The 12,802-nt window shown below is 54.5% G+C and carries 14 protein-coding genes; 8 read left to right on the top strand and 6 right to left on the bottom strand.

All coding sequences use genetic code 11. The features are described 5' to 3' along the window. Positions 1-57: 57 nt before the first annotated feature. A complete protein-coding gene (gene tusE / locus ROR01S_RS20135) occupies positions 58-387 on the top strand; it encodes a sulfurtransferase TusE (RefSeq protein WP_004860187.1) in 330 nt (109 codons plus the stop codon). On the opposite strand, the gene yccX is transcribed toward tusE, so the two are convergent. The 3 genes from yccX to ROR01S_RS20150 are packed head-to-tail and all read right to left on the bottom strand — an operon-like array spanning position 384 to position 2,080. After that, positions 384-665: an acylphosphatase gene (gene yccX / locus ROR01S_RS20140; RefSeq protein ID WP_015584708.1), complete on the bottom strand. Its 282-nt coding sequence runs from the start codon at positions 663-665 to the stop codon at positions 384-386. The two genes, tusE and yccX, sit on opposite strands and share 4 nt — an antisense overlap. Before the next feature lie 51 nt (positions 666-716). Beyond that, positions 717-1,505: a helix-turn-helix transcriptional regulator gene (locus ROR01S_RS20145; protein ID WP_004860184.1), complete on the bottom strand. Its 789-nt coding sequence runs from the start codon at positions 1,503-1,505 to the stop codon at positions 717-719. Between the two features lie 20 nt (positions 1,506-1,525). Further along, a complete protein-coding gene (locus tag ROR01S_RS20150) occupies positions 1,526-2,080 on the bottom strand; it encodes a kinase inhibitor (protein ID WP_044349120.1) in 555 nt (184 codons plus the stop codon). Between the two features lie 190 nt (positions 2,081-2,270). Here ROR01S_RS20150 and rlmI point away from each other — a divergent pair, with 190 nt between their 5' ends. Both rlmI and hspQ read left to right on the top strand, forming a co-directional pair. Continuing rightward, the gene (rlmI, locus tag ROR01S_RS20155) at positions 2,271-3,473 is read left to right on the top strand and encodes a 23S rRNA (cytosine(1962)-C(5))-methyltransferase RlmI (protein ID WP_032717634.1); all 1,203 of its coding nucleotides are present in this window, start codon (positions 2,271-2,273) and stop codon (positions 3,471-3,473) included. Between the two features lie 59 nt (positions 3,474-3,532). Then, the gene (hspQ, locus tag ROR01S_RS20160; RefSeq protein ID WP_004860177.1) at positions 3,533-3,850 is read left to right on the top strand and encodes a heat shock protein HspQ; all 318 of its coding nucleotides are present in this window, start codon (positions 3,533-3,535) and stop codon (positions 3,848-3,850) included. A 34-nt stretch (positions 3,851-3,884) separates the two neighbouring features. Here hspQ and ROR01S_RS20165 read toward each other — a convergent pair whose 3' ends face one another. Then, on the bottom strand, positions 3,885-4,298 hold the full coding sequence (locus ROR01S_RS20165) for a CoA-binding protein (RefSeq protein WP_004860175.1): 414 nt from the start codon (positions 4,296-4,298) through the stop codon (positions 3,885-3,887). Positions 4,299-4,451: 153 nt separating this feature from the next. On the opposite strand from ROR01S_RS20165, the gene mgsA reads away from it, so the two are divergent. Further along, positions 4,452-4,910 (top strand): methylglyoxal synthase, encoded by a 459-nt coding sequence (gene mgsA / locus ROR01S_RS20170; RefSeq protein ID WP_015584710.1) that lies wholly within the window; start codon positions 4,452-4,454, stop codon positions 4,908-4,910. Positions 4,911-4,938: 28 nt separating this feature from the next. Here the strand turns inward: mgsA and helD are convergent, their stop codons facing one another. Then, positions 4,939-6,993, bottom strand: coding sequence for a DNA helicase IV (helD, locus tag ROR01S_RS20175; protein ID WP_032717632.1), 2,055 nt, complete (start codon positions 6,991-6,993; stop codon positions 4,939-4,941). Between the two features lie 122 nt (positions 6,994-7,115). Between helD and ROR01S_RS20180 the strand changes: the two genes are divergently transcribed. Next, positions 7,116-7,562, top strand: a complete 447-nt coding sequence (locus ROR01S_RS20180; RefSeq protein ID WP_004860167.1) for a YccF domain-containing protein — start codon at positions 7,116-7,118, stop codon at positions 7,560-7,562. A 17-nt stretch (positions 7,563-7,579) separates the two neighbouring features. Next, the gene (gene yccS / locus ROR01S_RS20185) at positions 7,580-9,715 is read left to right on the top strand and encodes a YccS family putative transporter (protein ID WP_004860163.1); all 2,136 of its coding nucleotides are present in this window, start codon (positions 7,580-7,582) and stop codon (positions 9,713-9,715) included. Here the strand turns inward: yccS and ROR01S_RS20190 are convergent. Further along, positions 9,703-10,326, bottom strand: coding sequence for a TfoX/Sxy family DNA transformation protein (locus ROR01S_RS20190; protein WP_004860161.1), 624 nt, complete (start codon positions 10,324-10,326; stop codon positions 9,703-9,705). The genes yccS and ROR01S_RS20190 overlap by 13 nt on opposite strands. A gap of 461 nt (positions 10,327-10,787) precedes the next feature. Between ROR01S_RS20190 and sulA the strand changes: the two genes are divergently transcribed. Continuing rightward, positions 10,788-11,297, top strand: coding sequence for an SOS-induced cell division inhibitor SulA (gene sulA, locus ROR01S_RS20195; RefSeq protein ID WP_004860159.1), 510 nt, complete (start codon positions 10,788-10,790; stop codon positions 11,295-11,297). 352 nt (positions 11,298-11,649) lie between these two features. Beyond that, a complete protein-coding gene (gene ompA, locus ROR01S_RS20200) occupies positions 11,650-12,720 on the top strand; it encodes a porin OmpA (RefSeq protein ID WP_004860157.1) in 1,071 nt (356 codons plus the stop codon). The last annotated feature ends 82 nt before the right edge of the window (positions 12,721-12,802 follow it).

Below are 12,802 nucleotides of genomic sequence, written 5' to 3' on the forward strand. Positions count from 1 at the left end.
ATGCGGGGCCTTATTTTTTGCTACACTGCGGCCAGTCTGAACGGTATGTGAAGAATTATGTTTATCTTTGAAGGCAACGAAATTGAGACCGATAGCGAAGGCTATCTGAAAGAGACGACACAGTGGAACGAAGCCATGGCGGAAGTTATCGCCGGGCAGGAGGGCATTACGCTTTCCGTTGAACACTGGGAAGTGGTGCGTTTTGTGCGCGAATTTTATCTGGAATTCAACACATCGCCCGCCATTCGCATGTTAGTAAAGGCGATGGCGAATAAGTTTGGCGAAGAGAAAGGCAACAGCCGCTATCTCTATCGCCTGTTCCCGAAAGGACCGGCTAAACAGGCCACCAAAATTGCCGGCCTGCCTAAACCGGTGAAATGCATCTAATAGAGGATGGCAAATTTTTGCCACTCTCTGGTGGGTTGATGAGGCTCAGTATTGACCCTGTCAACCCGCGCACTGCGCGGCCCGCCGGCATTTAGCCAGGCGATAAGTGCCGCAACCTGGTCTTCTTCCCCGCAGGCCAGCACCTCCACGCTGCCATCATCAAGATTACGTGCATAGCCCGTCAGCCCAAGGCGTAGCGCCTCCCGCTGCGTCGAGTAGCGAAACCCCACGCCCTGAACCGAGCCATATACCCATGCCATTGTGCAGATTGTCGCCATCGTTACACTCCTTTTTTGGCCTGCCCTGATGCACAGAATAGCAAATTCTCGTCAGCGCACATGCTTCGGCAACAGGCCATAGTGTTGACGAAAACGCGCGGTAAAGCGTGACCCGGACTGATAGCCGCTGTTGAGTGCGATCTCACCTATAGGCAGCGACGTTGACTGCAGCTGGCCTAAGGCGTACGCCATACGAACCTCTTCAACGATCAGGCGAAAACTTTGCGATTCCTGCTGTAAACGGCGGCGCAGCGTCGACTCCCCCAGAAACAACATCCTGGCCACCCGAGGAACGCTCCACGCTTCCGCCGGCGACAGCATGATAATTTGCCGTACCTGGCCGGTCAGATCCTGCTGTCTTTCGTTTAATAGCGGTCCGGCATATCCCGCCTGCTGCAATGCCAGCAGCAGCCCCATCGCCTGGTGATGCTGCAGCTCCGTCGAGAGTCCCCCTCGCACCGCTTGCAACACGTTCTGCCACATAAACGACAGCTCCGGGGTCATCGGCGCGCATAGTGATGTCAGCCGGCCGGGCGGCGGCTCGCTCATGTAACGTGCTTTAAAATCCGCGAGCAGGTCTGCGGTCAACGAGAGCAGGTCGGAACAAAATAGCCCATTGTCCGGCTGATTAATGACCTCAAGCTCAAGGTCGGCGGGCAAAATAATCAGCTGCTGCGGGGTGACCTGCATCTGACTGGCCCCCTGCACGATGATTTTACTTCCACGATTGACCCGACACAGCGCAGGCGAAAAAAGCCTGACGCGGTGCAGTTTATATAATCGCCGGGAGGTGATTTCTGCCGCCGATAACGCGTTATGCTGAAAGTGAATATTCCGCATTTGAGCTCTCTGTCTGTCGTTTAGCGTCCTGACATGGCTGTCAGCCGGGCGCTGGCGATAGCATGGCTGCGCAGCATAAAGCCCACCAACGCGCCGCTGGCCTGTGCATCAATCGGTAAAGTCGGCGTATTCAGCGCCCATACCGTAAAGTGGTAATGATGAGGCTTATCCCCGGGCGGAGGACACGCTCCGCCAAAGCCCGCATAGCCGAAGTCATTTCGCCCCTGCACGGCACCTGCAGGCAGTTTAGCGTTGTTTTTATCTCCGGCACCAGTCGCCAGGCTGGAAACCGTCGACGGTATGTTCACAACCGTCCAGTGCCACCACCCGCTTCCGCTGGGGGCATCCGGGTCGTAGGCGGTCACCGCAAAACTGCGGGTGCCCGTCGGCGCATGTTCCCAGACCAGCTGGGGCGAGACATTCCCCCCGCGACAGCCAAAACCATTAAACTGTTGGGATGCCGCCAGGCTATCCCCTTCGCGCATGTCGCTGCTGGTGACGCGAAATGGCGCCGCTGCCGCGCTGGTACTGATAACCGCAATTAAGATTGCCGCTAACCGGGATCCTGTTTTCATCGTATTTTCCTCCGTTGGGTGAGGAATCACTGTAAGATCGCGGGAAGGTTTTTATTGTGCCAAAGCGCCTGCGTTTTGTGCCGAAACGCTCACCTGTCGGCGCAGGTGGAATGATGCTTGCGCCGGTCACTTGTGCTAACCTACGCGCCATTTTTCGGTGCCGACATTCCCGTTGCTTAAAGGTAGCTCCATGACAGATTCCATTTTCCCCCGCTTAGTGTTAACCAAAGGACGCGAGAAATCCCTGCTGCGTCGCCATCCGTGGATTTTCTCCGGCGCCGTCGCCCGGATGGAAGGTAAAGCTCGCTCCGGTGAGACCATCGATATCGTTGATTCGCAAGGGAAATGGCTGGCCCGCGGCGCGTATTCGCCCTCTTCGCAGATCCGCGCTCGCGTCTGGAGCTTCGATCGCAATGAAGCTATCGATAACGCCTTTTTCGAGCGTCGCCTGCAGCAGGCGCAGACCTGGCGCGAATGGCTGGCGGCTCGCGATGGCCTTGACAGCTATCGTCTGATCGCCGGTGAATCCGACGGTCTGCCGGGCGTGACCATCGATCGCTTTGGTCACTTCTTCGTCCTGCAGCTGCTGAGCGCCGGTGCTGAATACCAGCGTGCCGCCATCATCAGCGCGTTGCAAACGCTGTTCCCGAACTGCTCTATCTACGATCGCAGCGACGTCGCGGTGCGTAAAAAAGAGGGGCTGGAGCTGGCGCAAGGTCCGATTGTCGGCGAACTGCCGCCGGCCCTGCTGCCGATTACCGAGCACGGTATGCAGCTGCTGGTCGACATTCAGGGCGGCCACAAAACCGGTTACTACCTCGACCAGCGCGATAGCCGTCTGGCGACCCGCCGCTATGTCGCCGACAAGCGCGTTCTTAACTGTTTCTCCTATACCGGTGGTTTCGCTGTTTCCGCCCTGATGGGCGGCTGCCGCCAGGTTATTAGCGTCGATACCTCCCAGGAGGCGCTGGACGTTGCGAAACAAAACGTAGAGCTGAACAAGCTGGATCTTTCCAGAGCGGAATTTGTTCGCGACGACGTCTTTAAACTGCTGCGTAAATATCGCGATCAGGGGGAGACGTTTGACGTTATCGTCATGGATCCGCCGAAGTTCGTCGAGAATAAAAACCAGCTGATGGGCGCCTGCCGTGGTTATAAAGATATCAATATGTTGGCGATTCAGCTCTTGAATCCCGGCGGCATCCTGCTGACCTTCTCCTGCTCGGGTCTGATGGCGACCGATTTATTTCAGAAAATCATTGCCGATGCCGCAATTGATGCCGGACGTGATGTACAATTTATAGAACAGTTCCGTCAGGCTGCCGATCACCCGGTGATTGCAACCTACCCGGAAGGGCTGTATCTGAAAGGGTTTGCCTGTCGCATCATGTAACTTGAAAAGCGGAACATTGCCCGCATATAGCAGGTAATAACGTTTCCCAGGAGGTGCCTATGATTGCCAGCAAATTCGGTATCGGCCAGCAGGTTCGCCATACGCTATTAGGCTACCTCGGCGTGGTTGTTGATATCGATCCGGTATACTCGCTCGCCGAGCCGGAAGAGGATGAAATTGCAGCCAATGACGAACTGCGCGCCTCGCCCTGGTATCATGTGGTCATGGAAGATGAGGACGGCCAGCCGATCCACACTTATCTTGCGGAAGCGCAGCTGAGCGGTGAAGCCAGCGATGAACATCCGGAACAGCCGTCGATGGACGAGCTGGCCAGAACGATTCGCCGACAGCTGCAGGCCCCGCGGCTACGTAACTGATGTAAAAAAACCCCGCTATTGCGGGGTTTTTTATTTACTTCGCCAGCCCTAAGCGCGGTATTTCAATCGCCGGGCAGCGATCCATCACCACATTCAGCCCAGCCTCGCGCGCCAGTACCGCCGCCTGTTCGTTAATCACTCCCAGCTGCAGCCACAGCGTTTTCGCACCAATTGCGATAGCCTCCTGAGCAACGGCCAGCGCCGCATCGGAGTTGCGGAAGACATCGACCATATCCACTTTTTCCGGTACATCGCCAAGGGTGGCGTAACCTTTCTGCCCCATCAGCGTGGTACCAGCAACTTTCGGCGAAACGGGGATAACGTGATAGCCCTGTTCAAGAAGGTATTTCATCACCCGATAACTTGGGCGATCCGGTTTGTCACTCGCCCCCACCAGCGCAATCGTCTGGGTTGAGGTGAGAATGCCTGCGATATCGTTCTCTTTCATTTTATCCTCCACTCTTTAGCCCAAGTGTATGCTAATCCGACTGAACGAGCCATTCATCCTAACTTACGGATGCGTCAAAAATTTTCACCCGGACACTTGCAGCAGCAGTCACTTCCAGTAATCTGTCTGCAGGTCAAAATGTGGAATGAAAATATGGAACTGACGACACGTACGTTACCCGCACGCAAACATATCGCGCTGGTTGCTCACGATCACTGTAAAGATATGCTGATGAAATGGGTTGCGCGCCACCAGCCGCTGCTGGCCCAGCACGAACTCTATGCAACCGGCACCACCGGTAACCTTATCTCCCGCGCAACCGGGCTGGAGGTTAACGCGATGCTGAGCGGACCGATGGGTGGCGATCAGCAGGTCGGCGCGCTGATCTCGGAAGGTAAAATCGATGTGCTGATTTTCTTCTGGGATCCGCTCAACGCCGTGCCGCACGACCCGGACGTCAAGGCACTGCTGCGCCTGGCTACGGTGTGGAACATCCCTGTAGCCACCAATGCCTCAACGGCCGACTTTATTATTCTGTCGCCGAATTTCGCCGAACCTCTCGATATTCTGATCCCGGATTATCAACGTTACCTCGCCGACCGTCTGAAGTAATCCCGGCCGGCGGCCCGCCCGCCGGCACTTACGGTTTTCTCGCCACCGGCACATCCAGATCTTCTAACATTTCGACAAACGGCGAAGGCCGCGCTTTGTTGAACAACAGCCAGACGCGAAGCCGCGCACGCGTAATAGCGACATAGAGCAAGCGCCGCTCTTCCGCATCCGGAAAATCCTCCGGCTGCGGCAGTAGCGCCTGCTCCATAATGGATTCGCGCGCCGGGGCCGGAAACGCATCGTCCCCCTCCTGCAGCCCCAACACAATGACATAATCCGCCTGCTGGCCTTTACTGGCATGAATGGTCATAAAATCGAGCTGCAGATGCGGCCAGCGCGTCGCCGCTTTTTCCAGCGCCTCGGGTTTCAAATGATGATAGCGCGCCAGCAATAAAATCCGCTGGTCCGGTTTCGCATAGCCGCTGAGTTTATCGAGGAGATCGTCGAGCTTATCGTCCGCCAGCAGCGTCACGGCTTTCTTGTCTCCGGTCGTCAGGCTGTTCAATGGTTTACTCAACTGATGCGGGTTTTGTTGTATAAAACCGTTCGCCACCTCCCCAATACGCCCGTTAAACCGGTAGGTGGTATCCAGCGCACAGCAATCGCCTTCGCCAAAATAGTGATTGAATGCGGTGGTCAAAGAGAGTTGAGCCCCGCTGAAGCGATAGATAGCCTGCCAGTCATCGCCAACGGCAAATAACGTCGCCTGCGTGTTCTGCCGACGCAGCGCAGCAAGCAAGGCGGCGCGCTGCGGCGAGATATCCTGAAACTCGTCGACCAGAATATGTTTCCACGGGCTGACGAAGCGCCCTTTATCCAGAATATTAATCGCCTGATGTATCAGCCCGGAAAAATCGACCGCGCCTTCGTCTTTCAGCGCCGTTTTCCACGCTTTTAACAGCGGCGCCATCAGCTTAACGCGCTTGCCGAACAGGTCGCGCACCTCTTCCGGCGCGCCGGCGATCATCTCCGCCTGCGATCCCCCGTGCATGCGCATCAGGCTAACCCAGCGATCGAGGCGACTGGCCATTCGCCGCTGGATTTTTTTATCCTGCCAGAATTCGCCGTCCGGCACCTGCCAGCCCATCTCTTCCTCCAGCCACTGCCGCCACCCCTTGGCCTGCGCTTTTTTCTCCTGGCACTGCTGGCGCCAGTTTTTCAGCAGCAAGGTCTGGCGGGCCGTGCTGTCGCTCTCCAGCTTGCTGATGGTCGGCACTTTTTTGCTGCCCTGCTGAATAATATGTAATGCCAGAGAGTGAAAGGTACGAGCCGCGATCTCTTCTGAACCCAGACGTTCACGAATACGCTCATCCATTTCCTGCGCCGCCTGGCGGCCAAATGCCAGCAGCAGAATCTGATCGGCGGCGGCTTCTCCCCGCGTTAATAACCACCCGGCTCGCGCCACCAGCACGGAGGTTTTGCCGCTTCCGGCCCCGGCAAGCACCAACAAAGCGCGCTCGCCGTTGACCACCGCCCGCGCCTGCGCGGGATTCAGCGGAGAAGTTTCGACGCTGGCAAAAAATCCGTGATACTGCTCGAGCATCGATTCGGTAAAAGCCTGATTATGAGCCAGCCGGGCCTCTTCGGTATCAGCCAGCCAGCTTTGGCACTGCCGCCACAGCTCACGACAGTTCTCGAAAGCGTCAAGACGGCTGGTCGGCATCGGCAGACCGGTCAACGCACGACGAATCTTCACCTGAATATCAGTAACCTGCTGACGGGTTAGCCACTTGCCTTCGGCGCTGGCGCGGGCAACCTCCTCCAGCTGCTGCTGGAGAACACCGGCGGCAATACCGCTCATTTCCGCGCTCCACTGCTGCCAGAGGGTATTCAGATGATGATAAAAACGCTGCGTTTCATTCCACTCGGTGCCGTGTAAACGCACGACTTTGCTGTCCGGTAAAACGAACTCCAGTTCGCCCCAGACCAGGCCGCGCTTACATTGAACTGACAATAACTGATTGAAAGGGATAAGATACTCATGGTTATCACCCGAGACTTTTACTCCCGCGTTAAGCAGTTGCACCCGGTCGTAGGGATGCTGTGCCATACGTTTGCCCAATGTTGTCGCTTTAAGTTCCATATCATGCCGAATTTCAATCAGGTTGGATGTTTTTAAGTTTAACCGCCAGCGACCAGGTGCTCCAGCGTAAAAAACGTTACAATGGTCAGGTCTTATTATCTCCAGGACTGAACTGAGGGTTTATGCGTACCATTCTGAATATTTTGAACTTTATCCTTGGCGGTTTCGCCACCACGCTGGGCTGGCTGCTGGCAACCCTGGTCAGCATCATCCTGATCTTCACCTTGCCATTAACTCGCTCATGCTGGGAAATTACCCGACTCTCCCTGCTGCCTTACGGGAATGAAGCCATTCATGTCGATGAACTTGAACCGCAAGGCAAAAATAGCCTGCTGAATGCCGGTGGTACGATTCTGAATATTTTGTGGTTTATCTTTTTTGGCTGGTGGCTGTGCCTGATGCATATTTTCAGCGGTATCGCCCAATGCCTGACCATCATTGGCATCCCGGTCGGTATTGCTAATTTTAAAATTGCCGCCATTGCATTATGGCCGGTGGGACGTAGAGTGGTTTCCGTCGAAACGGCTCGTGCCGCGCGTGAAGCAAATGCGCGTCGTCGCTTTCAGTAACCGGACGGAACACGACCATGCTTAGCCCCTTGCTACGCCGTTATACATGGAACAGTGCCTGGCTGTATAACGCCAGGATTTTTATCGCACTCTGCGGCACAACCGCCGTTCCATGGTGGCTTGGCGAAGTCAAACTGACCATTCCCCTGACGCTGGGCGTGGTGGCCGCGGCATTGACCGACCTCGACGATCGTCTGGCCGGCCGGTTGCGCAATCTGGCCATCACGCTGGTGTGTTTTTTTATTGCTTCCGCCTCGGTGGAGCTACTGTTCCCCTGGCCCTGGCTGTTTGCGCTTGGGTTAACCGTATCGACCACCGGATTTATTTTGCTCGGCGGTCTGGGACAGCGTTATGCCACTATCGCATTTGGCGCCTTGCTGATCGCCATTTATACCATGCTGGGCGTAACGCTCTACGATCGCTGGTATCTGCAGCCGTGCTTTCTGCTGACCGGTGCGGTCTGGTACAACCTGCTGACCCTCTGCGGACACCTGATTTTCCCGATTCGCCCCCTGCAGGATAATCTTGCGCGCAGCTATGAACAGCTGGCGCATTACCTTGAGCTCAAATCCCGTCTGTTTGACCCGGATATTGAGGATGAGAGCCAGGCGCCGCTGTATGATTTAGCCATTGCCAATGGTCAACTGGTGACGACGCTCAATCAGACCAAGGCCTCTCTGCTGACGCGTCTGCGCGGCGACCGTGGCCAGCGCGGCACCCGCCGCACGTTACAATACTACTTTGTTGCTCAGGATATTCACGAGCGCGCCAGTTCATCACACATTCAGTACCAAACGCTACGCGATCATTTTCGCTATAGCGATGTAATGTTCCGCTTCCAGCGCATGCTGTCGATGCAGGCGCAGGCATGCCAGAAATTATCCCGCGCGATTCTTTTACGCGAACCTTACCAGCACGATGCCCATTTCGAGCGGGCATTTATGCACCTTGATGCCGCCCTCGACCGCGTACACGCCAGCGGCGCTCCGGCTGAACAGATGAAAGCGCTGGGCTTTCTGCTTAACAATCTCCGTGCGATCGATGCTCAGCTGGCAACAATTGAATCGGCGCAAACCAGTGCCCCGGCAAACAGCGCGACCGAAAACCTGCTCGCGGACGATGGACTTAACAGTTTCAGCGATATTTGGCTGCGGCTGCGCCGCAACATGTCGCCAGAATCGGCGCTGTTCCGTCATGCGGTCAGGATGTCACTGGTCCTCTGTACCGGCTATGCGTTTATCCAGTTCACCGGCTTAGACCACGGATACTGGATACTCCTGACCAGCCTGTTTGTCTGCCAGCCGAACTATAACGCCACCCGTCATCGGCTCGCGCTGAGGATTATCGGTACCCTGGTTGGGGTGGCCATAGGCCTGCCGATATTACTGCTCGTGCCATCTGTTGAAGGCCAGCTGCTGCTCATTGTCCTGACCGGCGTGCTGTTTTTTGCTTTTCGCAACGTACAGTATGCCCACGCGACAATGTTCATCACCCTGCTGGTTCTGCTGTGTTTTAACCTGCTAGGTGAAGGTTTCGAGGTCGCGCTACCGCGTATTTTCGACACGCTGATTGGCTGTGCGATCGCCTGGGCGGCCGTGAGCTTTATCTGGCCAGACTGGAAGTTCCGCAATTTGCCGCGGGTGCTGGACCAGGCTATCAACGCCAACTGCCGATACCTCGATGCCATTCTCGAGCAATATCACCAGGGACGCGATAACCGCCTGGCCTATCGCGTTGCCCGCCGCGATGCCCATAGCCGGGATGGCGAACTGGCATCTGTGGTATCAAACCTGTCGACGGAACCGCGGGCAAACTCAGCCATGCGCGAAACGGCATTCCGTTTACTTTGCCTGAACCATACCTTTACCAGCTATATTTCCGCACTCGGCGCGCACCGGGAAAAACTCACGACGGCGGAAATTCTCGCCCTGCTTGATGATGCCGTCTGCTACGTGGATGATGCGCTGCACCACACGCCTGCCGACGAGCAGCGGGTGCAGCAGGCGCTTAATAGTCTGCAGACCCGGATCCAACATCTTGAGCCCCGGGCTGACAGCAAAGAGCCGCTGGTGCTTCAGCAAATTGGTCTGCTGCTGGCGCTGTTACCGGAAATCTGCAGGTTGCAAAAACAGGTTGCGGTTCAACCCGAGTAAGCATCGATACTCTTGTGCTGGCTGTCGGCCCAAACCTTAAGCTCCTGACGCCGCTGCGTCGGGAGCGCTGCGGAATGCACGCCGGCAATCGCGCCTTCCAGCGCATAGAGAACATTCAGGGTGAGGGCTTTATTTGACTCGCGCAATTTCAGCCAGACTTTCTCTGCCCCAAACTGACGGAGCATGTTTTCATCGCTCACGCCCGCGTTAATCAACAGCAGCTCCATGTGAAAACTGATGTTCGGGAGATCTTTTAATCTTCCGGACGCGCGCTGTCGGTGCTTTTCATTACGTGCACTTTGTAATGAGGACGCCGATAGATTGAAAAGCGTTTTGCTATCCCCCCAGAGAGTCTCGTCAACCTGATAATATTTCAGTAATACCGGGCGACCATTTTTCCGCATCGTCAAAAGAGGGGTAGCATGCACAACGCGATATTCCGCGCTCTGCTCACAAATTTTAAGATAGATTTCGCCCTCGGCAACCATGGCAAAAACGGTATCGTCTATGGCAAGGCTATAGCCCCCAAAGAGCGGGCGACAGCTTATTTTGCCGAGTGGAGATAAACATTCCTGGAGTTGATGGAACCGTAAAGATGAAATTTTCTTCATGATTATTCCTTTGTTAATCATGTAAATAGAATATTATTTGTGAACGGATCCGTTAATATAGAAAGTAAGTGACTTCGTATATTGCAGCAAGATGATTTTTACACTGTTCAACATTTAATCATCATTTTGCGAGGTGCTTTCAGAAAACTGTCTGCCGGGAATACCCGATATATAAGGAATAAATACGCAAGCCCCGCGCACTGAAATACAAGTGAATAGTTTGGCGAGCAGGGTGAAAAATTTGAGAGATATGAATATAGCGATGGACCAGACGATCTGGTCCCTGCCATAACCATTGCCGAGAAGTATCGACCTCTCCACTCTCCCCACCAGGAAGGTCTGACGCGGAAGCGACAAAAATCATGTACAATTTTCAACCAATGAAGTGATAAATGAGGTTGATCTTTTCCCCTGCTGGATATACTGTATATTCATACAGTAACCCACAGGCGGGATAGACTATGTTTACTTCAGCTTACGCAAATCGTTCATCACTGACTTCTGCTTCAGTACGTCGCCCTTCACATGACGTCGTCGAACAACCGGCCAGCGGGCTGATCAGTGAAATTGTCTACCGTGAAGATCAACCTATGATGACGCAATTACTCCTGCTACCTTTATTACAGCAGCTTGGCCAGCAGTCTCGCTGGCAGCTCTGGCTCACGCCGAAGCAGAAATTGAGTCGCGAATGGGTTCAGTCTTCCGGATTACCGCTGTCGAAGGTTATGCAGATTAATCAGCTCTCCCCTTTCAACACCGTCGATTCGATGATCCGCGCGCTGCGCACAGGGAATTACAGTGTGGTGATTGGCTGGCTGACAGATGAACTGACGGCAGAAGAGCACGAACGTCTGGTCATCGCCGCACAAGAAGGACATGCAATGGGGTTTATCATGCGGCCGGTTGGAAATACGAACCCGGCTGGGAGACAACTCAGCGGGCTAAAAATTCACTCGAATTTGTACCATTAAGCCAAATTAGGATTAATCCTAGAATTTTTTTTGCTTACAACAATACCATTTTCTGAACAGGGTGATTTGTACCGGAATGCCTGTCTGATGCGGTTTCGCGGCTTTATTTGGCGAACAAAAATTAACCATATTTGTTAAATCTTGTGTACACAACCCTTTTTTTTCATATGCCTGACGGAGTTCACACTTGTAAGTTTCGAACTAAGTTGTAGACTTTACATCGCCAGGGGTGATCGGCTTACGCTGCATGTATCAGCATAGTTAACAACAAGTCACGCCCCGGGTGAAGGATTTAACCGTGAGGTCTTTTGTAACTTCATGGCGAATTTTGGATGATAATGAGGCGCAAAAAATGAAAAAGACAGCTATCGCGATTGCAGTGGCACTGGCTGGCTTCGCTACCGTAGCGCAGGCCGCACCGAAAGATAACACCTGGTATGCAGGTGGTAAACTGGGCTGGTCCCAGTTTCACGATACCGGTTTCTACGGTAACGGTTTCCAGAACAACAATGGCCCAACCCACAACAGCCAGCTCGGTGCTGGTGCGTTCGGTGGTTATCAGGTAAACCCGTACCTGGGTTTTGAAATGGGTTACGATTGGCTGGGTCGCGTTGCATATAAAGGCAGCGTAGACAACGGCGCTTTCAAAGCTCAGGGCGTTCAGCTGACTGCTAAACTGGGTTACCCGATCACTGACGATCTGGATATCTATACCCGTCTGGGTGGTATGGTCTGGCGTGCAGATGCTGACGGCAACTACGGTTCTACCGGCGTTTCCCGCAGCGAACACGACACTGGCGTATCCCCGGTATTTGCTGGTGGTTTAGAGTGGGCTGTTACTCGTGACATCGCTACCCGTCTGGAATACCAGTGGGTTAACAACATCGGTGACGCAGGTACCGTTGGCGCGCGTCCTGACAACGGCATGCTGAGCCTGGGTGTTTCTTACCGTTTCGGTCAGGAAGAAGCAGCTCCGGTTGTTGCTCCGGCACCGGCACCGGCTCCGGAAGTGACTACTAAGCACTTCACTCTGAAGTCTGACGTTCTGTTCAACTTCAACAAATCTACCCTGAAACCGGAAGGTCAGCAGGCACTGGATCAGCTGTACACTCAGCTGAGCAACATGGATCCGAAAGACGGTTCTGCAGTGGTTCTGGGCTACACCGACCGTATCGGTTCTGACGCTTACAACCAGCAGCTGTCTGAGAAACGTGCTCAGTCCGTTGTTGATTACCTGGTGTCTAAAGGTATCCCGGCTGGCAAAATCTCCGCACGTGGCATGGGTGAATCCAACCCGGTTACCGGCAATACCTGTGACAACGTGAAAGCTCGCGCTGCACTGATCGACTGCCTGGGCCCAGATCGTCGCGTAGAGATCGAAGTTAAAGGTTACAAAGACGTAGTAACTCAGCCGCAGGCTTAAGTTTAACTACCGATAAAAAACCCCGCTTTGGCGGGGTTTTTTTTGGGCTAAATTCTGGTATCAACACACAGTCTGCCCGGTA

This window comes from Klebsiella ornithinolytica NBRC 105727 = ATCC 31898 (assembly GCF_001598295.1).
GTDB lineage: Bacteria > Pseudomonadota > Gammaproteobacteria > Enterobacterales > Enterobacteriaceae > Klebsiella > Klebsiella ornithinolytica.